Source organism: Candidatus Saccharibacteria bacterium (assembly GCA_016700375.1).
Classification (GTDB): Bacteria; Patescibacteriota; Saccharimonadia; order Saccharimonadales; family UBA4665; genus JAGXIT01.
Map to the genome: position 1 here is coordinate 25,048 of CP065016.1, position 25,462 is coordinate 50,509.

Here is a 25,462-nt window from a genome sequence, read left to right on the forward strand (position 1 = left end):
TGATACAAAGTAAATATACAGGGAGTAAGAGCAAGTATGGCTACATATGGACACGTAATATTTTTTTCGTTGGTAGGCGGACTGTTTTCGCTCATAGGCGGGGCGTTGCTGCTCAGCCGTGAAAAAACGGCGCTTGCACTGGCCAAGTACGCGACGCCGTTTGCGGCCGGAGCGCTTGTTGCCGCAGTATTTATGGATTTGCTGCTCGATGGGCTTGAAGAAGCTCATGCGAAAACGCTGTTGCTATCTACAGTCATTGGCGTGGTGCTGTTCTATCTGATGGAACGGTTTATTCACTGGTTTCATCACCATCATCGCGCAGATGAAGGGAAGTTTGTCTCAGAGCACCATGATAGTACGTTGCCGCTTATTATTGCAGGCGATACAATTCACAATGCCTTGGACGGCGTGGCTATAGCGGCTTCGTTTCTTATTAGCGTGCCCACGGGCATCGTCACTACTATTGCCGTGGCAGCACATGAAATCCCGCAAGAAATTGGTGATTTTGGGCTCATGCTTCACAAAGGCTTGTCGCGTAAAAAAGCACTACTCGTAAATGCGCTCAGCGCATTGGCTACAACAATTATGGCAATCCTCACGTTTGCAGTTGGAAGTGCGGAAAAACTCCCTATGGGTGTGCTCATTGGATTGAGCGCAGGGTTTCTGCTGTACATAGCCATGAGCGACATCATCCCTGAGCTACACAAACACGATAAAGGCCGCAAATTTGTTGATTGGCAGCCGCTTATGCTCATACTCGGTATAGTTACGGTGATATTGGCCGTGCAAATCGCGCACCAGTACATAGATGCTGGACACGAGCACGAGCACACATCGGAACATGCGGCGGTCGAGTCACATCACGACGCTGACCATGAGCATGCGGCTCACGAGTAATGTAGCTATAAAGTCATGATGTTCAGGGCAGGCTCTTGCCTGTATACTGAAATATATGGAAATGGTGGCAATTATTGTCCTGGGGGTTTTAGCGGCAGCTTTGGGCGGAGCGCTTGTATATGTATTGACTCACGCGAGCACAGATAATGGCCAGAGCGCCCTGCTGCTAAAAGAAGATTTACGCAATCTCAGCGAGGACATCACCAAGCTCAAAGAGGGCGTGCAGACGCAAATTAGCGACCGGCTCGATAAATCTCAGTCTGCTATGTTTGGCGCGCTCCAAAAACAATCGACTGAGAGCAACAAAATTATCACCGAGATTACCCGGAACCTCACCGAGCTAAAGGAATCGAACAAGCGGGTGGTAGATGTGGCCGATGAGCTCAAGACACTCCAAAACGTACTGCAAAACCCAAAGCAGCGCGGAGGGTTGGGCGAATACTACCTCGACACGGTGCTGGGGAACGTGCTGCCACCGCATGTGTACGAAACGCAGTACAAGTTCAAAGACGGCGAGATTGTGGATGCCGTCATAAAACTAGACAAGGGTCGTCTACTGCCGATAGATAGCAAGTTTAGCTTAGAAAACTACAACCGGCTCATTGAGGAAAAAGACAAAACACAGCGTGAAATCATAGTAAAAACATTCAAGTCCGACCTTAAACTACGTATAGACGAAACCAGTAAATACATTCGCCCCAGTGAAAACACGCTCGACTACGCCTTTATGTTCATACCCAGCGAGGCCATTTACTACGACCTGCTGGTTAATAACGTGGGGGCAACTGGCACCAATGCGCGTGACCTCATAGAATACGCCTTTATAGATAAGAAAGTCATCATCGTCAGCCCCACAACGCTGCTAGCGTACCTGCAAACGGTTATGCAAGGGCTCAAAAGTTTGCAAATAGAAGAGCAAGCCAAAGATATTCAAAAACGGGTGGGCGAGCTGGGCAAGCACATTGCGGCGCACGACAGCTTTATGCAAAAACTTGGCAATGCGCTTGGGACTACGGTGAATCACTTCAATGCCGCACACAAAAGCCTCGGCCGTATGGACCGCGATGTTGTGAAGATAGCCGACACGACCGCCAGCGTCGAACCGCTCTTGCTCGACAAACCGCAAGCCAACGACTAAACGACTAGGTCTTATCACTATTAGAGCGTAATCTTTATTTCAATACTACGTAGATAAAAAAGAAAAAGATCGGTACAACAATTAAGACTGCGGTGCAGACAACTTTGTAGACCTCGCTTCGATTGGCTCGCATACTAATCGCAAAACGCAGCGCTTCTAATTGTTCATCTTCAATAGGGCTTCGTCGTGGTAACGATGCTAACTCCGATATTCGAGCCCGACGCCGCCATGCCTTATATCTGTCCACACCAACTATAACCACGAAGAAGGAAAGGGCTAGGGCAGTATCCAAGGTAAAATTCATTAGGATTTATTGTACCAAACCATGATGGGCAGAATTATGCCCGCGGGTTTCTATGCCATACTGAGAGACCTATTTCTTAACTTGTTTGCGGACGCTTGCAGTTAGTTTGCGGGCGGCAAGGGCGGCGCATTCGGATTTTGCGTCGGTGTACATCATTTGTTCTGGCGGGGTTTTTTGTGTCCAGGCGCTGGGACCGCGCAGGGCACCGACCACACCGAGCTCTCGGGCAACTTTCAGGTAGCGAATGGCATCTATCACAACCCCCGCGCTGTTTTCGCTGTCTTGCACCGAAAGCTTGAGGTCCATGGTAATCGGTGCACCGCCAAAGCCTTTAAGGCGGATATTGAAGTAGGCAACTTTATTGTCTTTTAGGTAGGGGAGGAAGGTGCTCGGCCCGGCGAACAGGCTGTGTTCTGGTACCGGTATGCCGCGTATGTCGTTTTGGGCGCGAATGACGTTTTCTTTACTTTTCTTTTTACTGGCCAGCCGCGACTGCACCATCATGTTGTTGAAGTCGGTGTTACCGCCAATGTTGAGCTGCTGGTGAAACTCCACCTCTGCACCGCGGTCGAAGGCAAGCTCTTGCAGGACCTGGCTGACCACACTCGCACCAATCTGCGAGCGCATGTCGTCGCCTATAAGCGGCAGGCCGGCATCGATAAACTTTTGCTCCCACTTGGGGTCGCTGGCAATGAAAACTGGTATGCAGTTTAGGAACGCTACACCCGCATCTATAGCGCACTGGGCGTAGAACTCTGTCGCTTCCTGGGAACCAACCGGCAGGTAGTTTATGAGTATATCTGCCTTACCGTCTTTGAGTGCTTTTACGACATCTACCGGTTTAATCTTTGCAACACGGAAGCCGAATTCTTCTGGCTGTTCGAGCATGTAGTCGCTGACGCCGTCGAGTGGGTGACCCATTTGCACGACGGGTCCGGCCGAAACCTTTTCTTGAAACACTCGGGCGCAGTTTGGCTGAGCAAAGATGGCTTCGCCGGTGGTTTTGCCCACCTTGCGCGGGTCAACGTCAAATGTCGCTACGACGTCTATGTCACTGGTGCGGTAGCCGCCAATGTCGGCGAACATGACGCCCGGAATGTTCTCGCCCTTGTGCTCTCGGTAATATTCAAGCCCTTGGTAGAGTGAAGAAAAACAGTTTCCAACACCCACCACAGCAACTTTGATAACCTCTTTTTTCATAGTAATGCTCCTTATGGTACTGCATTGTACTGGTACATGAACATATAAAACCAATACATAGTTATTACATCAGGTATAATAAATATTTATGGATGATAGTCTACGGAAGTTTGTGGCAGTGGTGGAGGCCGGTACGTTCACGCGGGCAGCTGAGTTGCTCCATATTTCCCAACCTGCGCTGAGTGTGGCAGTCGCCAAGCTCGAAAAAAACATTGGCGAAAAACTTCTAGAGAGTAATGGCCGACATGGGGTTGTTCTTACCGAAGCAGGTAAACTTGTCTATGCGGCTGCGTTAGAGCACCGCAAGGTAGCGCAAAATCTCAAGCTCGAACTTATTTCACTGGGAAGTCAGAAAGTGCCGCTCAGGCTGGGGCTTATCGACAGCGTGGCGGTGTTACTGGCGAACTTGCCGCAGCAACTCAAGCTGCTAGAGTCGACAACCGAACTCGGTCTGTATGTGGCAAACTCGGCCTCTTTGCGTCGGGGTGTGCTGCAAAGTGAGCTCGATGTCGCCATTATCGTCGCCGACGACCAAGCCGATAACCGACTCGAAATTGCCGCTGTTACTGCCGATAAGCTTGTGCTCGTCTGTTCTCCCGAAATGCAGGAAGTTTTCCAGACTCGGATTGATAATCGAGAACCATTGCCATTTTTGTCGTACGTACGCTCTTCTACGACGTTCAAAATAATTGATACTGAGTTACGGCGCTCGAGAATCGAAACCCAAGCCGTACTGTACTCAAGCAGCCCAGATGTAATGCTCGGAATGGTAGGACGTGGCAAGGGTGCGGCGGTATTGCCTCGGCTGCTCGTTAAAGACAAGATAGAAGCTGGAACGCTCTCTGTACTAGGTTACAAAGCAGAGCCGTTTGAAATACAGCGTCGTCTTCACGTAGTAACACTAAAAGGTCGCACCATACCGCCCCGTTTGGTCGGCCTAGCCCTGGCCATGCGCGAGCAGCTTAAGGCATATACCATTGTCTAATTCGTCTGGGATGTTCTAATAACAGAGGGGCATTTTACTTGGGATTACAGCCAGCCGACCGACACCGCCAGAAGCAGCAATATGCCAAGTACTATGCGGTAAATAGCGAATGGTTTGAAATTGTGGTGAGCGATGTAACGTAGCAGCCAGCTGACGGCCAGGAGCGCCGTGAAAAATGCTGCTACGAGTCCAATAACTATGCCTGCCCAGCCCCCAGATATACTTGGAATATCTGCAGAGTATTTTGCGAGCTTGTAAGCACTGGCCAGCACTAGCACCGGTATGCTCAGGTAAAACGAAAATGCCGTGGCCGTTGGGCGGTTCAGCTTCACGGCGAGTCCGCTGACGATGGTTGCGCCGCTTCGCGACACGCCGGGCACCATGGCAACGCATTGGCCGAGCCCAACCAGGAGCGCTTGCTTTGGAGTTATGGTATCGAGTGGAACAAGTTTTTCTGTGCGGTGCACGGGCTTGTTATCGACCAGCCATAAAATGATGCCGCCGATAATGAGAGCAAATGCTATGACCACAGGTATGGATATAGCTGTCGAAATCTTGTCAAACGCCAAACCAATAACGCCAGCCGGTATGGTACCGAGGGCTAGAATCTTCCAGAAGTTGAGTGCTGCACTTTCACGTCGCAGTAGCCCTACTGACTTCTGCCATAAATCGCGCCGGTAGTACCACACCACCGCAGCAATGGCACCTAGCTGGATAACCACCGTGAATAGTTCGTGTGTATCTTTGAAGCCTATGAGCTCCTGAGTTAATATCAAATGTCCGGTGCTAGAAATAGGTAAGAATTCTGTTATGCCTTCGATAACGCCCAGCAGTAACGCCTGTAAAAATTCAATCATACTTCCAAGTATAACACCGGCCAGCACTGGGTTTACTAATTATATTCCAGGCCACAATACCCCGGCCGTCAGGCCGTGGGAAGTTTATTCCTAATGCCCGCCTTCCTGACCCACACTCACTTCTTACTCCTGTGTCATCCCGACCCCCGTATCAAGTACGGGGTAAACTCCGTGGAGGGATCTCGTTAGGCGTACATCAGACAGGATCTTTCGGTTTCGCTCTAGATGACATTCAACAAGTGAGTGTGTGTCAGCCCGCCTTCAGAGGAGTGACAAGCCAGATATATAATAACTTTGAGTTTCAGGGGGTTATGTGTTAGAAAACCTCGCGTTGTTTAACTTTTCCAGCTTCCTTCATAGGCCGCTCGTACTGGTAAAAGTACCACATAGTCGCTCGAGCGGCGTCGCCTTGTCAATGCCTTTGTGTGGGCGTACACAGTTGTAGTAATTCACAAACCTGGTAAGGGCTTTGGCTCGCTCCTCACGACTGTTAAATACCTCGGCGTTATGCCAGCTCTCCATTAGTGTTCGGATGGCTCGTTCGGCTTTGCCATTCGTCTGCGGACACTTCACTTTGGTGAACTTCTGGGTGATGCCAGCCTCGCCACAGGCTTTCATGAAAGCATGTTCACCGTAACGGCCTTTGTACTCGGTGCCATTGTCGGTTAAGATTCGTTCAATACCATAGGGGCATTGAGCCAGTACAGTACTGAGGAAATCCGCGCTACTGAACATGCTCTTGTCGGGGTAGATACCAACGTACAGCTCTCTTGAGTAGTCATCAATAGCCACAAACAGATATTCATGGCCGTCCAGCTTCGTTTCGCCCGTAAGTAGTGGTAGACGTTTAGTATCCATATGCAACATCTCGCCTGGATAGTCTTTCTCGTAACGTTTGGCAGTCCGGGCTAGTTTATCTTGGATTGATCGCTCAATTTTGCCCAGCCGCTTTAAGCCGTACTCCAGGCATTGGTAGCGTTTGTTAGTACTGACGTGCAGGCTGTAGTCATCCCGCCGAGCCCGAGTGAGGATCTTTTGTATAGTGGGGTAGGACACCCCATATTTGGCAATGAGATCTTTCTTACGTAAGTTGAGGACAAAATAATCCTCTGCCAATGCTTTACGTTGAAACGGCATGAGCCGTGTTCGTTTATGTACTACCATAGTGGTAGCCTCCTCTCGTTGGGTTAGTTAGTTGGTTGTACTCTAACTTTTACCATGGAGGAGGCTACTTTGGTTGTCTAGAAAGTTAAATAACGCTCGGGGATTTTACAGGTTATGTATTGATTGTTAATAATGCTAATGCTAGGATAAGGCAAGGTTAATATTCCTTAATTTTAGATAGCATGGAGGACATGGAATGAGTGATTTTTTTCAGCAGGCTAGAAATATGCAAGTGGGAGGGGGCGCGACAAGCAGCCACTCAAACGTTTTAGCGTCCACTCCCATGCCATCATCTCTAAAAGAGATAGTATCTGCTTGGGAGGCGATAAATAAAGAACTTTCAAGTAAAGGGTATACGTCTTTCAGCTTTGACTTGAGCGATACCGGGCTTGCTCGGGCTACGACCGGTATCCGGCACAACGCACCAGACCAAATTTCCACTCCCTTCGCGCAAAGCGTCATAGAATATCGTGTTGCCGCTCAACGTGCTGCAATCTTTAACGCTCCTTATCGAACACACACGTACAGCAACGATCCCACTTTCGGTCCAGACCTTGCCGGCAAGGAGGTTCGAAACTATGAAGGCGATATGATACACGAAGCCTTTGCCGAGAATTCCGACGGCTCCCCGATACTTGAGGATCCGAGCTATAAACTGGATCCCGAATTTCTCGCCAAAGGCATTAATAAACGTTTGACTACCTACGCGCAATCGCAAATCGACCCTGCTGGTTACCATATTGCCAATGGCCAAGAATTTTTTGAGGGTCAGTGGCAGAATATTACTGATGACGCAAGACGCGAGCAGTCCATAGCGGAGTTCAAGGCAACCCACGGCGAGTGGGATGAAATAAAGGGCAACTACACTAAATTTCTTGAGAATGGCGGTCGGGACATTTCCAGCGTCAGCGACACCAGCACAAATCCACTCACACTTGACCAATTTGCCTACGGCCCAGGAGAGAAGAATGTGGAGGCGGCCTTCAATACGACGTCGTATGATCCTACGAAACGCCTTCAAGAGGCCGTCGGGGCAAAGGGTGAGGTAACGGATCCAACCAACCCAAACTATGATAGTGATCTCGTGCGCCGTTTCTTAATGGCTCGGACACAATTAATCGCCGTGACGACACCAGAAGCAAATAGCATGCTCGCTGACAAAAACGGCACAGAGTCTGATGCGATTAAGAGATTGTTAAATGATGCACGAGCCAGTACGTTAAACACGGCCTCAACCCTTGATGGCGGCGGGCATTTTTCTGAGCGAATTATTGCAAGTTTCAGGGATAAGCTAACGGCGTTTGCCGATGGCAGCACTGAGTCAGCTAGTCGACAACAGCTTTATTCTAGTAGACGAGACGAGGTTTATGGCGGGTTTGCCACAGGTTCTGCTCAATCTTCCGCTCGAATCAATGATTATCCACATGGTATATTCAGTAACCAGTCATTGCGACAAGAGGGGCGATGGTCGGGCCAGATGAGCCAACAGAGCCCTGCAGATGTAATCCGCGCCCAAGCCATTGCCTCCGGCGACGTAGATACGCTTAATGCTCTTCATAAGGCGTACATGGCAGGAGGTTCGATTGAAGTAGAACGCAATGGCTTTTACAGCGGGAGTAGCATACCAACTATCTCAACAATTAAGAATGACTGGCTGGAGGTGAATGCTGAATTACGTCAGAAAGGGTTCACTTCATACACGCTTAACCCTTCGAGTGAAGCGATTCAAGAAAAGCCGACTGTTGTTTCCACTCCCTTCGCGCAAAGCGTCATAGAATATCGTGTTGCCGCTCAACGTGCTGCAATCTTTAACGCTCCTTATCGAACACACACGTACAGCAACGATCCCACTTTCGGTCCAGACCTTGCCGGCAAGGAGGTTCGAAACTATGAAGGCGATATGATACACGAAGCCTTTGCCGAGAATTCCGACGGCTCCCCGATACTTGAGGATCCGAGCTATAAACTGGATCCCGAATTTCTCGCCAAAGGCATTAATAAACGTTTGACTACCTACGCGCAATCGCAAATCGACCCTGCTGGTTACCATATTGCCAATGGCCAAGAATTTTTTGAGGGTCAGTGGCAGAATATTACTGATGACGCAAGACGCGAGCAGTCCGTAGCGGAGTTCAAGGCAACCCACGGCGAGTGGGATGAAATAAAGGGCAACTACACTAAATTTCTTGAGAATGGCGGTCGGGACATTTCCAGCGTCAGCGACACCAGCACAAATCCACTCACACTTGACCAATTTGCCTACGGCCCAGGAGAGAAGAATGTGGAGGCTCGGGCAGCGTTGGTTAATCCAGATAAATTGTTTGTCGCAACGCTAGGCGAAAAAGGCGATATTACTGACTACAAAAACCCAAATATGGATGCCGATCTCCTAAAACGGTATCTGACCGCAAAAAGTGAAATGCAAGCTATCTATACCGGAGGGAAATTGCAGGGCGGACATTTTCAAACGGTAGATATGCTAGAACAGCAGCCTGAGATAATGCAACGGAACTATGTGGCAGATTCTCTCCGCAGGCAGTACAGTTTAGATTTGGCGAACCGAGGGGGGAGAATCGGTGAGTTTTCTCAAGAAATGCCGTCTGGAATGTACAATCGTCGACCTTATATGTTCGACGACAGATTTATGAATCCGTATAACACCGCAGGGAGCCAACCTGAAGGAGGGTCAAGGAGCTACGGCTATTCCCCGAATGAAGCCCGCGAAATTGAGGCATATCGATCAAGGTTGGCGAGTGAACGAATTACGGGAAGTTTTTATAGGCCATATGATGGGTTGGCAGGACAGTCTCAAGCAGATGAGTATGCTGCGAGAGCACTTCGGTCAAACGATGCCGGTGTTATAGCAAAACTTCATGAAGAATATATGGCGTCTTCAAACAGTGCCGTCGTAACTGATGCCACAAACCTCAGCAATAATATGCAATCAAATTCAGCCTTGGCCTACACGTATCCAGCTGCATCTGGCGGTTCAACAACACAAGAAAAAATGAACACCCAGCCATCGATATCCGCGACTGGCGCGTCGATGGCATCTGCGTCCCCGGCTGGAACGTCAGAAAATGCGCAAGCAGCTAATCCGATTAGCATGGTATCCTTTACCAAACAGTAAATGGATACTCTGGTCACATCGATACGTGAGCAATCGAGCAAGCTCAACGGTACTAGGTTAGCTTGTGACGGCTGCTTATTTGCAACAGATTTTTGTATGGAGTGAGTTAGATTGTATTTCTGAAAAGGTTTTATAAGTACAAGCGCATTGAACCATGGTATGGCGCTTCTGAGTAGTTCAGCTTTGCTCTGTATAGCCAACAATACTGGTAGGCTCTGGCAGCGTATTGCCAGGTAATCCGTTAGCGCTTGCTCCTCCAAAGGCTAGCTTTTGGCCAGGGAGTATTAGATCTGGGTTAGCAAGGTTGTTCTCTTTTGCCAGAGACATGTAGTCTCCGCCGTACCCATGCTTCTCTGCAATGGCACTGAGTGTATCGCCTACGACAACAGTGTAGGTTCCGGCGCTTTCGTCCGTGCCCGTACCAACCGATCCTGCGGCTGCGCCGTCAGGGAGTTGTAGTACTTGACCCGGATGAATGAGGTTACGGTTTTCAACATTGTTTAGACGAACGAGCGTATCTACATCTGTGCCGTAGTACTGAGCAATGTCGCTTAGGGTGTCACCAGGCATAACAATATGCATACCTGTACCAGCGGTTGGCTCGGCTCCTCCGGCGGCGTTACCCGCCACTGGGTCATCAGGCGTGGTGATGTCGTTTGGCATGGCAGGATGGTTGAGCTCGGCATCGGCCAATGCAGCATTTGCTTGGTCGCTTCGATGATCTTCACCGACACTGCTGCCTGGCAGGCCGTCATCAACTCCTTCAGCTCCACCGGCATTATTTTCTTGGTCTTCATTACCACCATTGGCTAGCGCATCATTTGCTGCATCGTCCCGATTATCTTCGCCGGTTTGACTGCCGGGCGCAGCAGTGCCAGCACCTGGAGCTGTACCGGCGTCTGGGTCTTGGTCGGTATCAGTTTGACCCGTGCTGTTTGTGCTGTCCGTATTGGTTTCCACGCCAGCAGTATTTACTGGCGCTGCCCCGGTTGCGTCATCTGAGGATGCCACAGGGTCGTCGACTACAATTGGGTTTGTTCCTGCAGGGTCAGTTACAACCTGGGCGGGCACGGGAGCAGCGACGGCAGGCGTTTCGGCCGGTGTTGTTGAGCCGCCAGGCAGCTTAAGGGTTTTGCCGGCGTAAATTCTGTTTGGGTCTGTTATGCCATTTAAATCAGCCAGAACATCCACTGTGGTTCCATACCGCTTCGCAATAGCACTCAGCGTGTCTCCCGACTGAATGGTGTACGTACCACCAGAACCACCAGAACCACCAGAACCACCAGAACCACCAGAACCACCAGTCGGTGTAGGTGCGCTTTGATACGTAGCCGTTGCAGCTGCACCGATCGCATCATGGGACGCTGTGGCCTCTGCTAACGACACCTGGTTAGATTGCATAGTTGTCAAGTCATTAAGAGCGGTCTGATTGTATGCATTTTGCGTCTGATTCTGAGTAGAATATCCTGAACTGGCAATAACTACATTCGGATTTAATATAATGTGTAAAATCCCCGAGCGTTATTTAACTTTCTAGACAACCAAAGTAGCCTCCTCCATGGTAAAAGTTAGAGTACAACCAACTAACTAACCCAACGAGAGGAGGCTACCACTATGGTAGTACATAAACGAACACGGCTCATGCCGTTTCAACGTAAAGCATTGGCAGAGGATTATTTTGTCCTCAACTTACGTAAGAAAGATCTCATTGCCAAATATGGGGTGTCCTACCCCACTATACAAAAGATCCTCACTCGGGCTCGGCGGGATGACTACAGCCTGCACGTCAGTACTAACAAACGCTACCAATGCCTGGAGTACGGCTTAAAGCGGCTGGGCAAAATTGAGCGATCAATCCAAGATAAACTAGCCCGGACTGCCAAACGTTACGAGAAAGACTATCCAGGCGAGATGTTGCATATGGATACTAAACGTCTACCACTACTTACGGGCGAAACGAAGCTGGACGGCCATGAATATCTGTTTGTGGCTATTGATGACTACTCAAGAGAGCTGTACGTTGGTATCTACCCCGACAAGAGCATGTTCAGTAGCGCGGATTTCCTCAGTACTGTACTGGCTCAATGCCCCTATGGTATTGAACGAATCTTAACCGACAATGGCACCGAGTACAAAGGCCGTTACGGTGAACATGCTTTCATGAAAGCCTGTGGCGAGGCTGGCATCACCCAGAAGTTCACCAAAGTGAAGTGTCCGCAGACGAATGGCAAAGCCGAACGAGCCATCCGAACACTAATGGAGAGCTGGCATAACGCCGAGGTATTTAACAGTCGTGAGGAGCGAGCCAAAGCCCTTACCAGGTTTGTGAATTACTACAACTGTGTACGCCCACACAAAGGCATTGACAAGGCGACGCCGCTCGAGCGACTATGTGGTACTTTTACCAGTACGAGCGGCCTATGAAGGAAGCTGGAAAAGTTAAACAACGCGAGGTTTTCTAACATATAATGCTTCCTGTTCCTCCACCACCCTGTGTGTCATCTACATCAGCCATCAGAGCCTCCTTTACTGTTTTTCTGCCCTCAACGAGCCTTTTTCAATTGTTATATATCGAACAAATGTAAGCATATACGAAATTTTAATATGTTGTCAATTAACGCTCAAAATATTATTTTGCTCGAGCAGCTTTGTCCTGAAGTAAGTCCAGCACCAACGCGGCGGTCCACGAAAAGTTGTGGGCTCCGAGCGGCTCGCCAGTTACCGGGTCGAAATACTCAGCAAAGCCGCTGCGGCGGACCATTTCAAGCATTGTTTCGGTGAGCGCATCAGCGTGGTCTTTGTAGCCTGCGCGTCTCAGGCCATCAACGATAAGCCAGTTAGTATTAATCCACGTCGGTCCCTGCCAGTAGAGGTCTGGGTTAAACTGCGGGCTATCAAGTGGTACAGAGGGCACTGGGAACCCTGGGCCGAAAACATGCTCGTTTTCAAGCTGTTTTACCATGTGTTCCGCCTGCTCTTTTGTAAGTACGCCGGCGTACAGCGGCATGAGCGCTGCGATGCTCGGTTGTTTTAGTAGGCGGTGGGTAATGAAGTCGCGCGACCAATACATTTTACTGTAAGGGTCGTAGAGCTCGTGAAGCGCCCGTTCGCTTTTTTCCATACGCTGCTGGAGTTCATCGGGCAATTCATGGTGAAGAGTGCGGGCAATGTCACGAAGCCGCTCATTTGCGCGTATGAATATGCAGTTGAAGGTAAGGTCTTCTATACTGAACAGCCCGTGGTCGAGAATTTTGAGGCTGTCGTAGGCTTTCCGGCGCAGACGACGCTGTGCATCGAAGTAGCTGAGTGTTTCAAGAGTGCTTAGCCGCTGTCCGGGAGGTATGTAATGTCGGTCGCGTCTGAAAAAGCCGATGATGCCTTCCAGCCGTGCCCAGCGAATAAACCGAATCCAAGCTGGCATGAGGTGGTCACGGAGCTCGGTAGTCCACGGTGGCGTGTTATCCAGCCCGCATTCCCATGGGTGGAGGAGTAAAGCCAATCCCTCGCCGTGGGGGTCACGCTCGCGGTATAGCCATTCGTGGTAGGAAACAATGTGCGGTAGCATCAGACGGTACCACCTGCGCCGCTCTGCCAGTGTCAGCTTTTGACCGACTTGCCAGACAGCTTCTGCGAGCATGGGTGGCTGGGTGATGCCGCTGGTGGCGATACCGTCAGGTGAATAGGGGCTTATCCAGCTTCGCCAAAACTCTCTATCACGACGATACTCTGGCTCATTACTAAAAATCATGTTTGGCAACATACCGTTGCTCCACTGGCCTTTTACAAGATTGAGTAGTTCGGTTTGGGCGCGGTCAACATCTATGTGCCTGAGGCCAATTGCTACGAAACAACTATCCCATAGCCACTGGTGCGGGTAGAGGTTTTCGGCTGGGATGGTGTAATTACCTCTGTCGTTTGCACCCAGGATTTGTTTTGCCTGTTCGTCGAGTGGCAGCGCCGCTCGCTCCTCAACATCAGCAATTTCCGTTTCACTCAGAACATCTTCAGCACGCATGGTATCCTGCTCGTTTTCGCTCATGGTTCTAATAATATCAGACTGAAAGTATTATCTGTAGTTCGTAAAACTCAGAGGGAAGTCGAGGTCTTCGCGGGAGCGAAGCAAGGTCATGACGGCCTGGAGGTCGTCTTTGCTGCTGCTCATGACGCGAACGGCTTCGCCCTGGATTTGGGTTTTTACCTTGGGGAACGCGTCGCGTATGAGTTTGGTAAGTGTTTTGGCTTTGTCTTGGTCGAGCCCGGCTTTGAACGGTACCTCTTTGGTTGTTTTAAGGTTGGATTCGACTAACTCGCGCGAGGTGTCGAGCACTTTTTGGCTTTGGCCACGGGCGGCCAGTTTTTTGCGGACTATTTCCAGAATGGCTTCAATTTGCCACTCGCCGTTACCGGTGACTTTTAGGCCTTTTTTGTCATCGAGCCAATCCAGCTCGGCTGGCGTGCCTTTAAAGTCATAGCGGCTGGCCATTTCGCGCAGCGCCTGGTCAAAGACGTTATTCATTTCTGCTTTGTCGGATTCACTCACGATGTCGAAGCTGAAGTTTCCCATGAATCGTATTATACTTCTTTAAGAGTTAAGAGTTAAGAGTTAAGAGTTAAGAGTTAAGAGTTAAGAGTTAAGAGTTAAGAGTTAAGAGTTAAGAGTTAAGAGTTAAGAGTTAAGTGTTAAGAGGAGGCGGTATGAGCGGATTTGATGATGGCGTAATGGTGGGAGAAACCAAAATGCAGGCGAACGTGTTGTTCAAAGAGGCGCAAATTACCGAGCGGGTTGCGTCACTGGCTCAGGAAATCGCGGCAGATTACGCTTCGCGCGGTGGACTGCACACGGTGACAGTGCTGAATGGTGCGTTGCACTTTGCTTCGCAACTGCGATTTGCGATTTCTAAGGCAAACCCAGAACTTGGCTTTGAAATGACCTCAGACACCATCCACCTTGCAAGTTACCATGGCACTGGCTCTAGCGGCGAAGTGAAGAAAATTAGCGATTTGACTCATCCGGTCACGGGCAAACACGTGCTCATTGTAGAAGACATCGTCGACACCGGGAAAACACTCAGCGTCCTTGTGGCCGAATTATTGGCGCAAAAGCCCGCCTCGCTTGCGGTGGTGGTGTTGCTGCGAAAGCCATCAAAACTGGCCGTTCCAGAGTCTGACCTGGGCGAAAAGATGTACGTAGGCTTCGATATTGGCCCAGAGTTTGTGGTGGGCCACTGTTTTGACTACGATGGTCGCTTCCGCGATGTGCCAGACATATACGCTCTTAGTCCCGCAACATAAACTATCTGACCCGCGCGCACTTTTGGGGTGTCATCTTGAGCATTGAAATGAATTCAGTGTAAACTCCGTCGAAAGATCTCATCGTATTTGCATCTAACGAGATCTCTCCACGGAGTTTACCCCGTACTTGATACGGGGGTCGGGATGACAATGGAATAAAAAGTGCGCGTGGGTCAGGTAAACTATTGCAAGCACAAGCTTTTTGCTATACTACAAATTACCTAACTAAATATAACTTAGGGGAATAATGAATATGCAAAAAACAACAATATTAATGAAGCGGTTTTCGTTTGCACTTGCCGCGTTTGGCTTTATGGGTGTATTTGCCCTCGCGGCCACACAGCCAGCTAGTGCTCGTCAGGGTGAGGACGATACAACCGTTGCACAAGAGAGTACCGAACAAGAAGATACTGCTGGGCCAGAGGCACAGTCAGGTTTGGCCGATGATAGCAATCGGCGTGAAGAAGTTAAGCTCAGGGTGAATCAGCTTCGTGAAGATGCAAAAAAAGATTTAGAAAAAAAGCGTGATGGCCGCAAAGAAATGGCAGACGAAAAGCGAAAGCTTGTGTGCAAAAACAAGCAGAAGGCCATAGAAAACAAGCTCGCCGCCTTCAATCAAGCTGCAGATAAGCATCTTGCCAAACTAGACGATGTATATAAACGCATTCAGGCATATAAAGCCGCCGAGAATCTTCAACCTGCTAATTACGACGATCTTGTAGCCGCCGCAACCGCAAAGCAAGAAGCAGCAACCGCTGCCGTGGCTGCGCTGAAAGAGCTAGCCGTAGGGGTGGATTGTAGCGACCCAGAGACGGTTGTCAAACTAAGTGAGGTTAGAGAGGCGGCAAAAGCAACACGCACCGCACTCCATGACTATAGAAAAGCCCTCAAGGACATAGTCGTCGCGCTAGCCCAGTCAAAGGACGATGCTGAAAATGGTGATGAAACTACCAGCGACTCTGGCATCGATTCTACTTCAGACACAACGGAGGGTACAAACTAATGAAATACTCACTTTCTGAACGCGGCGCCGGACATATTGTTGCCGTTTTGCTCGTGGCTGTACTGGCAGTCGTAGGTTTTGCTGGCTACACCGTAATGAAGTCACAGGATAATAAAGCCAAGACGGTATCTACCCAGCAAAAAGTTGAGGCGGTGCCAGAACTGAAACAGGCCGACACCACCTTAAGTGACACAAATACTGAGCTTGACGCTAGTCTCGATACATCGGCGCTCGACCAAGATATAGATGCTATGCTGTAGTGCAGTTGACACGTTGTTCCTAGGAGAACCGCCCTTTGGCGGTTCTTTTTTCTTAACTCTAAGCCTTAACTCTTAAGTCCGAACTCTGTATACTACATACCAATGAGCTACCAGCACGAAGACATTGCTCGCGCCGCCGAACTTTTGCGAACGCGACTCCAAACGCTCGACGACAAGGTCGCAATTATGCGCGCACCGGAGCTCGGCGCGCTGTATGCCCAAATCCGGACACTCCCAAATGAAGTGAAATCTTCCTTCGGTCGCGAGCTAAATGAGCTGAAAAGTGAGTTGCAAGCGGCTGTTGACGCAGCAGCCGACTCGGCCGTAGAATTACCGCCTATAGATGTAACTGCACCCATGGACGTGAATACAGCTAGACCTAGCCTTTTGCCAAACCAGCAGGGTAGCGTCCATCCTCTTATGCAGGAAATGGAACGCATAGCACATATATTCAACCGCATGGGCTATGTCGTAGAAGAATCTCGTGAACTGGACGACCAGTATCACATGTTCGAGACGCTGAACTTTCCCAAAGGCCACCCCGCGCGCGACGATTATGACACCTTCATGACAGTTGAAACAGACAAAGAAGGTGACCCGTTCATCGCGCCTGCTCACACCAGTACTATGCAAAACCGTGTCCTCAGAAAATATGCCGTCAATCTTGAAAAGGGTGAACCGATTGCAGTACTCGTACCCGACCGTGTGTTCCGCAACGAAGACCTCGACGCACGGCACGAGCACACGTTCTACCAGTTTGAGGGCGTTTACGTGAACAAGGGTGTCCACGCCGGTATGCTGATTGCGACGTTACAGACCTTTCTCGAAGAATATTATGGCAAACAACTTGAAGTTCGAGTGAACCCGTTTTATTTCCCATTCACCGAACCAAGTTTTGAGTTTGCGCTGAGCTGTCCGTTTTGCGAAAAGGCTGGTTGTCACATTTGCAGTCATTCCGGCTGGATAGAACTTTTGGGTTGCGGCATGATACACCCAAATGTACTGCGTGCGGCCGATGTTGACCCTGCTGTGTACACCGGCTTCGCCTGGGGTAGCGGCGTCGAGCGTCTTGTCATGATGAAATACGGCGTGGAAGACATCCGCCACTTCGAAAGCGCCAAACTCGATTTCCTGGAGCAATTCAAATGAAAGTAAGTTTAAACACTATTCGCCAATATGTTGACTTTGAACTACCGCCGGTGACAGAGCTGGTTGAGCGGATTAACCAGCAGCTCGGCGGAGTCGAGGAAGTTATAGACCTCGGTGCAAAATACAAAGGCATTGTAGTTGCCAAGATTGTAACGTGCGAACCGCACCCCGACAGCGACCATCTCCACATTTGCCAGATTGAAGTGGGCAATAACCCTGAATATGCCAAATTCAAGATTCCAGATTCAAATTTTGTCCAAGTCGTCTGCGGTGCGCCAAACGTCCACGCCGATATGTTCGTTGCGTGGCTGCCGCCCGGCGCCACCGTGCCGGCGAGCTACGACAAAGACCCGTTCGTGCTGGATGCTCGCACCATACGCGGGGTAAAAAGCAATGGCATGCTGGCCAGTCCAGCCGAACTTGCTATTGGCGATAATCACGACGGCATTTTGGAAATCACCGTTGCAGACTTGCCTCCTGCGTCATCCCCGCGAAGGCGGGGATCCAGTAGCCTAAAAAACACTTCCTGGATTCCCAATCAAGTCGGGAATGACAGCAGTTTAAGACCGGGCATTGACTTTGCGGAAGTATTTGGACTCAATGACACAATCATAGACATAGAAAACAAGATGTTTACCCACCGACCAGATTGTTTCGGTCAGTTGGGTGTAGCACGTGAAATTGCTGGTATCCACGGCCAGAAGTTTACAAGCCCTGAGTGGTATTTGAGTATCCCAGAATTCGTTGCGGGAGATGGATTGCAACTGACTGTTTTAAATGAAGCAGAAGAAAAGGTGCCACGTTTCATGGCGGTTGCGGTAAAAAATGTGGAGATTAAGCCAAGCCCGTTTTGGCTCCAGTGCGAATTAGTGCGACTTGGCAGCAAGCCCATAAATAATATTGTCGACATTACCAACTACGTCATGCTACACACAGCACAGCCCTTACACGCATATGATTATGACAAGCTCCGTGGATGCACACTGGGTGCTCGCATGGGCAGGGCGGGTGAAAAGCTTACACTACTCAACGGCAAAAATTACGACGTTACAGAAGATGACATTATTATCGTAGACGCCGAAGGCCCAGTCGGTATGGGTGGTGTTATGGGTGGCGGCAATAGCGAAGTTTCGGCTGATACAAAAAATGTTGTGCTCGAATGTGCCACGTTCGACATGTACACCATACGCAAAACAAGTATGCGCCACGGACTTTTTACCGATGCCGTCACGCGGTTCAATAAAGGTCAGTCACCACTTCAAAATCCTGCATGTCTATTTCAGGCACTCAATATGGTTCTGGAACTTGCCGGTGGTAGTCAGGCGGGGGCGGTCGCTGACCTTGTGTCCGGCGATGAACTGGCTGCTCGCATACAAGCACATGAGGGCGTATTGCCCCAGAGTATCATGCCACAATTTATTCGTGACCGACTTGGCCTTGGTATAAAAAAATACGATATGGTGCAGCTGCTTGGAAATGTCGAGTTTCCGCTTTGCGAAGATTGTGGCTGGGACCCCGAGGACGAACAAGACAACAACGAAGAATTACACATCAATGTGCCGTTTTGGCGTACTGATGTTGAACTTCCGGAAGATATTGTTGAGGAAGTCGGACGGCTCTACGGCTTTGATAAACTGCCGCGGGAGTTGCCGCAGCGAAGCATGAAGCCCGCGCCGTTAAACGTGCGACTAGAAATGAAGCGAAAAATCCGCCATATTCTCTCTGGGGCCGGTGCAAATGAGGTGCTAACGTATAGTTTTGTACACGAAAAAGTACTGAAAGGTGCCGGCCAAGACCCAGCGCAAGCATTTCGTTTAGGGAACGCGCTTAGTCCTGACCTCCAGTACTACCGACTGAGCCTTATTCCTAGTCTGCTCGACAAAGTACATGTAAATATTAAAGCCGGTCATGATGAATTTGCCCTGTTTGAGTTTGGAAAGGCCCACCGTAAGGGTGACCTTGGCGAAGATGGGCTTCCTCGCGAGTACGAGCGACTTGCGTTTGTATATGCAGCCAAAAAATATCCGCATGCAGCGTTTTATGCTGCGCGCCAATATGTCGAGATGCTTTCAGATAGTTTGGTCTATGTGCCACTGAGTGAATTTGACTCATCTGCGCATGCAATATTTGAGCAGCTTTCAAAACCATTTGAACCAAAACGCGCAGCCGTTGTTTTTGACGGGGAGCAATTTGTAGGGGTGGTGGGCGAGTTTAGTGCGGCAACGCGGCGAGCTTTCAAGCTCCCAGAGGGTGCAGCCGGTTTCGAGCTATTCCAGTCGTTCCTTCTCAAGCTCGCTCCAAAACAGTATGTGCCATTGCCTCGTTTTCCGTCTGTAACACAAGACATCTCACTAAGAGTCTCTATCGCAACCCCGTATGCAGATGTTCTGGCGTCTGCAGAGTCCGCGTTAGACCAGCTTCGCACCGAGGTTCAATTACTCGAACTCACGCCGCTCGGTATATACCAGCCAGAAGCCGGGCAAACCAAAACGGTAACCTTGCGACTACGAGCCACTAACACACTGCGGACACTCACAGACACGGAGGTTGCGAGCTACATAGACAGCATAGCTGAAACGGCTGCAAAAGAAGTTGGTGCCGAAAAGGTCTAGGAACAACTGTAGCGGAATTTACAAATTGTCAATTCTAACGCTTGGCAACTGCCATAAGCGTCATGTATGATAATAACTGTCAAATAGCTGGTGGGAGAAATGGGGAGATATGGATAAACAACGTATCAAAGCGCTCGCCGCCACTGGTGTTGTCGCGGTGCTTGGCATATGGGGGCTTACTTCCTTAGGCGGAAGTGATACAAATACAAAAATGACCGACTCAGCCTCAACGACCAATAAAAAAACAGCAGACCCGGCTACTGACCGCGAAAAGCAGCTCGCACAAAAAACTCAAGACGCTCAAGCTAAGGTAGCCAAGGGAGAAAACGTAACAACGAGCTTGGACGAAACGACCGCTGCGTACGAATACGTTGCCGGAACTGGTGAGTCGTATACCGCACTTGCGCGCCAGGCGGTAGCGAAGCTAGACGCCAAATTGACTCCTGTAGAACGCGTTGCGGCAGAAACCAAACTGAGTGAAGAAGCAGGTATGCCATACCTAGAAATCGGACAGCGTGTTTCAATGAAAAAAGAGGCTGTAGGCGCGGCTGTCAAGTGGGCAAAGAGCCTTACGACCCAAGAAAAGGCTTCATGGCAATACTACGCCGACCTGGTTAGCTGGTAGTCTCCCTACTCGGTGGTGTTGTTAAGCAGCAGTCTTGAGCTGTCTAGAGTATACTAAACGGATGAAGAGTCTGTGGCGGATAGTGCGTTTTACGCGGGAATTGTGGCCATACTACGCCGGGGTTGCACTATTTTCTGTGCTGGTGGCCGCCACTACCCAGGTACAACCTTTACTTACGAAGATTATCGTGGACGAAATCACGAAGCTAGTTGGCGAACAACATGTCCAGACAACGGTGATTATTCTGGCCGTTCTTGGTATATTTCTGGCCGACCTTGGGCAAAACTTATTTAGCAATATTGGTGGAGTGATTGGCGACCAGCTGCAGGCTCGGCTGCGTAAGACGCTCAGCGAGCGGTACTTTGCCCATTTACTCAAACTCCCACAGCGGTACTTCGACACAGAGCTAAGTGGCAAGGTGCTCAACCAGCTTAACCGCAGTATCGACCAAATCACCACGTTTGCCCAGGCCTTCAGTAACAATTTTCTACAGTTCGTTTTTAGCACAGTATTGTCGCTGGCAATAATTGCCGTCTATTCCTGGCCTGTTGCTCTCATGCTCGGGGCGTTGTATCCCATATTCATCTGGCTCACCACACGTACCAGCGGGCGCTGGCGGGAGTACCAGACAGCTATAAATGGTGAGTCAGATGTCGCCACTGGCCGGTTTGCTGAAGCTATCGGTCAGATAAAGGTTGTCAAGAGTTTCGGCCAAGAAGCTCGCGAGCTCACCCATTTCAAAACACGCTACCAGCGTATCGTTGACACGACCTGGCCCCAGAGCAAACTCTGGCACGGCCAAGATTTTATACGTCGACTGGTGCTGAATATAATATTCCTGGCCGTATATGCCTACATTTGCCTTGAGGCGGTTCATGGACGTTATAGTCTTGGGACTATGGTGCTGCTGCTCCAGTACGCGGCGCTGATACGCATGCCAATATTTAGCATTAGCTTTATCGTGGACCAGTCACAACGAGCGGTAGCAAACACTCGTGATTACTTTGCCGCCATGGATGAAGCCACGGAGTCAGCTGCTACAGACAAGGGTGTCCAGCTAAAGGTTACGGCTGGCGAGGTGAAATTCACCGATGTTATTTTTGGCTACGAGGTGAAACGTCCGGTTTTGGACGGACTCAGTTTTACGCTGCAACCTGGCACTAAAACCGCACTCGTGGGCGAAAGCGGTGAGGGTAAAACGACCATCACAAACCTACTGCTGGGGCTGTATGTGCCGCAAAGCGGCAGTATTGCTATAGACGGTCAGGACATTTCTGGGTCGACACGGGCGAGTTTGCGGGCAGCATCGGCAGTTGTTTTCCAGGAACCGGCGCTGTTTAGCGGCACCGTGTATGAAAACATTGCCTATGGCAAACCGGGAGCTACAAAGCGTCAAGTAGAAGCTGCCGCCAAGGCGGCCAATGCCCATGAGTTCATAACCAAATTTGAGCAACAGTATGAGACCGAAATAGGAGAGCGCGGCCTGAAGCTCAGCGGCGGCCAAAAACAGCGCATCGCTATCGCCAGGGCGCTCCTGAAGGACGCGCCTATACTTATCCTCGATGAAGCTACCAGTAGTCTCGACGGCAAAAGTGAGCACCTGGTACACCAAGCGCTCGAACGGCTGATGCAGGGGCGAACGACGCTCATTATCGCTCACCGTCTCAGTACTATCCAGTCGGTTGATACAATCATCACTATGCAGGACGGTCGCGTCAACGAACAGGGAACGCCCGAAAAACTTGCAAAGAGTGGTGGAATATACGCACAGCTGCTTTCACTGCAAGCGCGCCATACGAAGCAGGATACAAAACGCCTTAAGCAGTATGAAATTCAGGCATAAGTATGCTTGTTTCGTGGTAAACAATATGTCAAACTAGGAACATTGTAATGGAGGGTTTTTATGTCGACAACGCGACTGCGTGATAGGATTTTTGCAGGGCTTGGTGCGCTATTATTTTTGGTAACTGCTTCAGCATTTACCATAGGGGTAGTTATCGATATGATGAAAAAAAAGCCTGTAGTATGTGACATACAGACACCAGAAAAAAGTTCCATACAAGCCGCTCCAGAGGTCTATAAGCCTCAGGGTGTTGTCAAAGATCTTGAGAAGACTGATCTCGTAGAAGGCAAAGGGGCCATGGCAAAGAAAGGCGACTGCTTGGTTATGAAGTATCAGGGCAACCTTGCATCAGACGGCACAGTGTTTGATGGCAACTACAATAAAGCACAGGCACTACAGTTCAGTCTTGGCCAGGGCCAGGTAATAAAAGGTTGGGATGAAGGTTTAGAGGGGATGAAAGTAGGCGGGACTCGCCGACTTGCTATTCCTGCGGCTATGGGCTATGGGGAAGGTGGACAGGGAGCAATTCCCGCTAATGCTGATTTGGTATTTATTGTAAAGCTTGAACGTATAAAGACAAACTAGGCTTTGGAGTGAAAATGCTAGATGATTTTACACCTCAGGGAAACGTAGCAGAGCTTCAAAGTATAGATCGAGTACTCGGTACCGGAGACACTGTGCAGCCCGGTGCAACCGTAACGTGCCATTACACTGGTGCAATCGCAAAAAGTGGTGAAGTATTTCAGAGCTCGCACGACTTTGGCCGCGCTATCAGCTTCCCGCTCAGCGGCGTCATTGCCGGCTGGACTCAGGGCGTTCCTGGTATGAAAGTAGGTGGCACGCGCCGTTTGCTTATTCCGGCCGCCATGGCCTACGGTAGTAACCCTCCCTATGGCTCTGGCATACCGGCAAATGCTGACCTTGTGTTTGATATTGAGCTGGTGTCTATAGAAGGGTAAATTCCAAATAACAAACACCAAATCACAAATAAATCCTAATGTCTAAATTCAAAATTCAAAATGGGCAGCACCACCGCTTAGAGACTGAAGTATTATTTTGGAGTTTTTTTGAACATTCGGAGTTGTTTAGGATTTAGAAAATTCGAATTTCGAAATTATTTGGAGCTTGTCATTTGGAGCTTGGAATTTCTCTTAGGGCATGTAGACCGTTAGTCATTGTTGAGCCCTTTCTACGCTTGCGGGCCGGATTGTATACAAAAACACAATATATAGCGTCTTGACGAAAGCGTAAGCACCATATATACTTGTATCTACAGTTTTGTGAAGTGTCTCTCAAACAAAAAACTGCTACAATAAAAAACCGACATAACCAGTGGAGGGTTATTTCATGGTCAAAAATATTACTATTTTTACGACAAAAACGTGCGCCTACTGCCCGATGGTCAAGAAGTATTTAGCCGCTAAGGGTCTCGCCTATGACGAAGTCAACCTAGACGACGAGCCGCACCGTCAGCAGGAAGCCCTGGCAATTTCGGGCGCCCTAACTGTGCCAGTCACCGTCGTTACTCGCCAAGATGATTCACAAGAAGTGGTTGTCGGTTTCAATCTGGCCAAACTAGCGCCAGCAATTAGCTAAGTTTTTTCACAATTTCTTTTATGCACCTTCCCTGCAACCTAGTGGGGGAGGTGTGTTTTTATGTATACTACTAATAGAAAACGGAGGTACTATGGCGGAACGGACGAAAGAAAACTCACATACAGTCATTATGGTTGGCGCCGGGCCGGCAGCTTTGAGCGCGGCTATATACACCACGCGCGAAGACATAGACACCATGCTTATCGAAAAAGGTGTGCCTGGTGGTCTCGCTGCCGTGACCGACTGGGTCGATAACTACCCCGGCTTCCCAGAAGGCTTGGCAGGGCTAGAGCTTGCTGGCAACCTGCAAAAGCAGGCAGAACGGTTTGGGGCGGTGATAGACTTTGGCGAGGTTACGGCCCTGCACGACGAAGGCGATTGGAAGCGACTCGAAACGACATTGGGCGACCTGTACGCTCGGGTAGTGCTGGTGGCAACTGGTAGCGATTATAAAAAGCTCGGCATACCCGGTGAGGCGGAATACTACGCCCGCGGCGTGCACTACTGCGCCACCTGTGACGGTGCATTTTACCGCGATAAGCGGCTGGTTGTGGTGGGCGGCGGCAACTCTGCCGTGCAAGAGGCAATGTTCCTCACGCGTTTTGCGACGCACATAGACCTTATGGTTCGCAGCAAGCTACGAGCTAGCGATGTCTTGCAGAAAGAACTTCAGAAATTCGTTGACCAGGGGAAAATCACCGTGCACCTTACTACCACCACCGACGAAATCATCGGCGATGCCGAGGGTAAGGTTGTCCAGGTGAAGGGAACAGATACAGAAAGCGGCAACGAGGTTAAGATAGACACCGACGGTGTGTTCGTGTTCGTCGGCCTGAAGCCAAACAGCGAGTTTATGGCCGGCCAACTCGAAACTGACGAAATTGGTCTCATTAAGACAGACGAGAACCTTATGAGTAGCATGAAGGGTGTGTTTGTAGCGGGTGACATCCGCAGTGGCGCGACCATGCAAGTCGCCAGTGCCGTCGGTGAAGGCGCCACCGCAGCCCTAAAAATCCGCGAATACCTCGAGGGCCACGTAAACATCCAGGAGGAAGTGTAATGACAGCAGAAAAAGGACCCCAGAGGGGAATCATCTCACCGGAATTAGCAGGTCTTGCCCACCGAGAAGCTACGGGCGAGGATGCAAGCCCTCAAACAGGATGCTTAGGAGGTGCTGCCATTCATGGGGCAGGCCAAGAAGAAACTATCGTTATAGATACAGCCCCCATTGAGTCAGATGACAATCCATGCATCGTACTGGGCATGGATTAAGCTAATAGTCTGGAGAGCTTTCCTGTATCTTGCGCTAGAAAATATGGTTTTTAAGCATGACGCGCAGTCTCAAGTATGAATCATCCCTATAATGTAGTCAGAGACAGGGTGCTCATACCAGAAGTACTAGTGAGA

The 25,462-nt window shown here is 49.8% G+C and carries 23 protein-coding genes; 17 read left to right on the forward strand and 6 right to left on the reverse strand.

The window, feature by feature from the left end; all coding sequences use genetic code 11:
• Positions 1-36 precede the first annotated feature (36 nt).
• Positions 37-897: a ZIP family metal transporter gene (locus tag IPP75_00130; GenBank protein QQS69548.1), complete on the forward strand. Its 861-nt coding sequence runs from the start codon at positions 37-39 to the stop codon at positions 895-897.
• A gap of 55 nt (positions 898-952) precedes the next feature.
• Positions 953-2,035 carry a DNA recombination protein RmuC gene (locus tag IPP75_00135; protein QQS69549.1) on the forward strand — a complete coding sequence of 361 codons (1,083 nt, stop codon included), beginning with the start codon at positions 953-955 and terminating at the stop codon, positions 2,033-2,035.
• 373 nt (positions 2,036-2,408) lie between these two features.
• On the opposite strand, the gene IPP75_00140 is transcribed toward IPP75_00135, so the two are convergent.
• Positions 2,409-3,539, reverse strand: coding sequence for an inositol-3-phosphate synthase (locus IPP75_00140; GenBank protein QQS69550.1), 1,131 nt, complete (start codon positions 3,537-3,539; stop codon positions 2,409-2,411).
• Between the two features lie 88 nt (positions 3,540-3,627).
• Here IPP75_00140 and IPP75_00145 point away from each other — a divergent pair, with 88 nt between their 5' ends.
• Positions 3,628-4,524 carry a LysR family transcriptional regulator gene (locus IPP75_00145; protein QQS69551.1) on the forward strand — a complete coding sequence of 299 codons (897 nt, stop codon included), beginning with the start codon at positions 3,628-3,630 and terminating at the stop codon, positions 4,522-4,524.
• Between the two features lie 44 nt (positions 4,525-4,568).
• Here IPP75_00145 and IPP75_00150 read toward each other — a convergent pair whose 3' ends face one another.
• A complete protein-coding gene (locus IPP75_00150; protein QQS69552.1) occupies positions 4,569-5,381 on the reverse strand; it encodes an undecaprenyl-diphosphate phosphatase in 813 nt (270 codons plus the stop codon).
• A 354-nt stretch (positions 5,382-5,735) separates the two neighbouring features.
• The gene (locus IPP75_00155; protein ID QQS69553.1) at positions 5,736-6,545 is read right to left on the reverse strand and encodes a transposase family protein; all 810 of its coding nucleotides are present in this window, start codon (positions 6,543-6,545) and stop codon (positions 5,736-5,738) included.
• 196 nt (positions 6,546-6,741) lie between these two features.
• On the opposite strand from IPP75_00155, the gene IPP75_00160 reads away from it, so the two are divergent.
• Positions 6,742-9,675, forward strand: a complete 2,934-nt coding sequence (locus tag IPP75_00160; protein QQS69554.1) for a hypothetical protein — start codon at positions 6,742-6,744, stop codon at positions 9,673-9,675.
• 177 nt (positions 9,676-9,852) lie between these two features.
• Here IPP75_00160 and IPP75_00165 read toward each other — a convergent pair whose 3' ends face one another.
• Positions 9,853-11,076, reverse strand: coding sequence for a LysM peptidoglycan-binding domain-containing protein (locus tag IPP75_00165; protein ID QQS69555.1), 1,224 nt, complete (start codon positions 11,074-11,076; stop codon positions 9,853-9,855).
• Between the two features lie 213 nt (positions 11,077-11,289).
• On the opposite strand from IPP75_00165, the gene IPP75_00170 reads away from it, so the two are divergent.
• A complete protein-coding gene (locus IPP75_00170) occupies positions 11,290-12,099 on the forward strand; it encodes a transposase family protein (GenBank protein QQS69556.1) in 810 nt (269 codons plus the stop codon).
• 205 nt (positions 12,100-12,304) lie between these two features.
• Here the strand turns inward: IPP75_00170 and IPP75_00175 are convergent, their stop codons facing one another.
• Together IPP75_00175 and IPP75_00180 are read right to left on the reverse strand one after the other, a co-directional pair.
• Positions 12,305-13,714: a glycoside hydrolase gene (locus tag IPP75_00175; GenBank protein QQS69557.1), complete on the reverse strand. Its 1,410-nt coding sequence runs from the start codon at positions 13,712-13,714 to the stop codon at positions 12,305-12,307.
• 27 nt (positions 13,715-13,741) lie between these two features.
• Positions 13,742-14,239: a YajQ family cyclic di-GMP-binding protein gene (locus IPP75_00180; GenBank protein QQS69558.1), complete on the reverse strand. Its 498-nt coding sequence runs from the start codon at positions 14,237-14,239 to the stop codon at positions 13,742-13,744.
• A 173-nt stretch (positions 14,240-14,412) separates the two neighbouring features.
• Here IPP75_00180 and IPP75_00185 point away from each other — a divergent pair, with 173 nt between their 5' ends.
• The 12 genes from IPP75_00185 to IPP75_00240 all read left to right on the forward strand — a co-directional run bounded on the left by IPP75_00185 (position 14,413) and on the right by IPP75_00240 (position 25,327).
• The gene (locus tag IPP75_00185) at positions 14,413-14,967 is read left to right on the forward strand and encodes a hypoxanthine phosphoribosyltransferase (GenBank protein ID QQS70127.1); all 555 of its coding nucleotides are present in this window, start codon (positions 14,413-14,415) and stop codon (positions 14,965-14,967) included.
• Positions 14,968-15,220: 253 nt separating this feature from the next.
• On the forward strand, positions 15,221-15,970 hold the full coding sequence (locus IPP75_00190; protein ID QQS69559.1) for a hypothetical protein: 750 nt from the start codon (positions 15,221-15,223) through the stop codon (positions 15,968-15,970).
• The gene (locus tag IPP75_00195) at positions 15,970-16,230 is read left to right on the forward strand and encodes a hypothetical protein (protein ID QQS69560.1); all 261 of its coding nucleotides are present in this window, start codon (positions 15,970-15,972) and stop codon (positions 16,228-16,230) included. The genes IPP75_00190 and IPP75_00195 overlap by 1 nt, the downstream gene beginning before the upstream one ends.
• 102 nt (positions 16,231-16,332) lie before the next feature.
• On the forward strand, positions 16,333-17,379 hold the full coding sequence (gene pheS / locus IPP75_00200) for a phenylalanine--tRNA ligase subunit alpha (GenBank protein QQS69561.1): 1,047 nt from the start codon (positions 16,333-16,335) through the stop codon (positions 17,377-17,379).
• On the forward strand, positions 17,376-19,991 hold the full coding sequence (pheT, locus tag IPP75_00205; protein ID QQS69562.1) for a phenylalanine--tRNA ligase subunit beta: 2,616 nt from the start codon (positions 17,376-17,378) through the stop codon (positions 19,989-19,991). The genes pheS and pheT overlap by 4 nt, the downstream gene beginning before the upstream one ends.
• Before the next feature lie 109 nt (positions 19,992-20,100).
• A complete protein-coding gene (locus IPP75_00210) occupies positions 20,101-20,616 on the forward strand; it encodes a hypothetical protein (protein ID QQS69563.1) in 516 nt (171 codons plus the stop codon).
• A 61-nt stretch (positions 20,617-20,677) separates the two neighbouring features.
• Positions 20,678-22,459 (forward strand): ABC transporter ATP-binding protein, encoded by a 1,782-nt coding sequence (locus IPP75_00215; GenBank protein QQS69564.1) that lies wholly within the window; start codon positions 20,678-20,680, stop codon positions 22,457-22,459.
• Positions 22,460-22,621: 162 nt separating this feature from the next.
• Positions 22,622-23,044, forward strand: a complete 423-nt coding sequence (locus IPP75_00220) for an FKBP-type peptidyl-prolyl cis-trans isomerase (protein QQS70128.1) — start codon at positions 22,622-22,624, stop codon at positions 23,042-23,044.
• A gap of 14 nt (positions 23,045-23,058) precedes the next feature.
• Positions 23,059-23,418 (forward strand): FKBP-type peptidyl-prolyl cis-trans isomerase, encoded by a 360-nt coding sequence (locus IPP75_00225; GenBank protein QQS69565.1) that lies wholly within the window; start codon positions 23,059-23,061, stop codon positions 23,416-23,418.
• A gap of 388 nt (positions 23,419-23,806) precedes the next feature.
• Positions 23,807-24,055: a glutaredoxin family protein gene (locus tag IPP75_00230; GenBank protein ID QQS69566.1), complete on the forward strand. Its 249-nt coding sequence runs from the start codon at positions 23,807-23,809 to the stop codon at positions 24,053-24,055.
• A 91-nt stretch (positions 24,056-24,146) separates the two neighbouring features.
• Positions 24,147-25,115, forward strand: coding sequence for an FAD-dependent oxidoreductase (locus IPP75_00235; protein QQS69567.1), 969 nt, complete (start codon positions 24,147-24,149; stop codon positions 25,113-25,115).
• Positions 25,115-25,327, forward strand: a complete 213-nt coding sequence (locus IPP75_00240; GenBank protein QQS69568.1) for a hypothetical protein — start codon at positions 25,115-25,117, stop codon at positions 25,325-25,327. Before IPP75_00235 ends, IPP75_00240 begins: the two co-directional genes overlap by 1 nt.
• Positions 25,328-25,462: the final 135 nt, after the last annotated feature.

Bases quoted from the DNA above. Each gene is read 5' to 3' on its own strand.
- IPP75_00130 (QQS69548.1), top strand. From the start codon at position 37: ATGGCTACATATGGACACGTAATATTTTTTTCGTTGGTAGGCGGACTG.
- IPP75_00135 (QQS69549.1), top strand. From the start codon at position 953: ATGGAAATGGTGGCAATTATTGTCCTGGGGGTTTTAGCGGCAGCTTTG.
- IPP75_00140 (QQS69550.1), bottom strand. From the start codon at position 3,539: ATGAAAAAAGAGGTTATCAAAGTTGCTGTGGTGGGTGTTGGAAACTGT.
- IPP75_00145 (QQS69551.1), top strand. From the start codon at position 3,628: ATGGATGATAGTCTACGGAAGTTTGTGGCAGTGGTGGAGGCCGGTACG.
- IPP75_00150 (QQS69552.1), bottom strand. From the start codon at position 5,381: ATGATTGAATTTTTACAGGCGTTACTGCTGGGCGTTATCGAAGGCATA.
- IPP75_00155 (QQS69553.1), bottom strand. From the start codon at position 6,545: ATGGTAGTACATAAACGAACACGGCTCATGCCGTTTCAACGTAAAGCA.
- IPP75_00160 (QQS69554.1), top strand. From the start codon at position 6,742: ATGAGTGATTTTTTTCAGCAGGCTAGAAATATGCAAGTGGGAGGGGGC.
- IPP75_00165 (QQS69555.1), bottom strand. From the start codon at position 11,076: ATGCAATCTAACCAGGTGTCGTTAGCAGAGGCCACAGCGTCCCATGAT.
- IPP75_00170 (QQS69556.1), top strand. From the start codon at position 11,290: ATGGTAGTACATAAACGAACACGGCTCATGCCGTTTCAACGTAAAGCA.
- IPP75_00175 (QQS69557.1), bottom strand. From the start codon at position 13,714: ATGAGCGAAAACGAGCAGGATACCATGCGTGCTGAAGATGTTCTGAGT.
- IPP75_00180 (QQS69558.1), bottom strand. From the start codon at position 14,239: ATGGGAAACTTCAGCTTCGACATCGTGAGTGAATCCGACAAAGCAGAA.
- IPP75_00185 (QQS70127.1), top strand. From the start codon at position 14,413: ATGCAGGCGAACGTGTTGTTCAAAGAGGCGCAAATTACCGAGCGGGTT.
- IPP75_00190 (QQS69559.1), top strand. From the start codon at position 15,221: ATGCAAAAAACAACAATATTAATGAAGCGGTTTTCGTTTGCACTTGCC.
- IPP75_00195 (QQS69560.1), top strand. From the start codon at position 15,970: ATGAAATACTCACTTTCTGAACGCGGCGCCGGACATATTGTTGCCGTT.
- pheS (QQS69561.1), top strand. From the start codon at position 16,333: ATGAGCTACCAGCACGAAGACATTGCTCGCGCCGCCGAACTTTTGCGA.
- pheT (QQS69562.1), top strand. From the start codon at position 17,376: ATGAAAGTAAGTTTAAACACTATTCGCCAATATGTTGACTTTGAACTA.
- IPP75_00210 (QQS69563.1), top strand. From the start codon at position 20,101: ATGGATAAACAACGTATCAAAGCGCTCGCCGCCACTGGTGTTGTCGCG.
- IPP75_00215 (QQS69564.1), top strand. From the start codon at position 20,678: ATGAAGAGTCTGTGGCGGATAGTGCGTTTTACGCGGGAATTGTGGCCA.
- IPP75_00220 (QQS70128.1), top strand. From the start codon at position 22,622: ATGAAAAAAAAGCCTGTAGTATGTGACATACAGACACCAGAAAAAAGT.
- IPP75_00225 (QQS69565.1), top strand. From the start codon at position 23,059: ATGCTAGATGATTTTACACCTCAGGGAAACGTAGCAGAGCTTCAAAGT.
- IPP75_00230 (QQS69566.1), top strand. From the start codon at position 23,807: ATGGTCAAAAATATTACTATTTTTACGACAAAAACGTGCGCCTACTGC.
- IPP75_00235 (QQS69567.1), top strand. From the start codon at position 24,147: ATGGCGGAACGGACGAAAGAAAACTCACATACAGTCATTATGGTTGGC.
- IPP75_00240 (QQS69568.1), top strand. From the start codon at position 25,115: ATGACAGCAGAAAAAGGACCCCAGAGGGGAATCATCTCACCGGAATTA.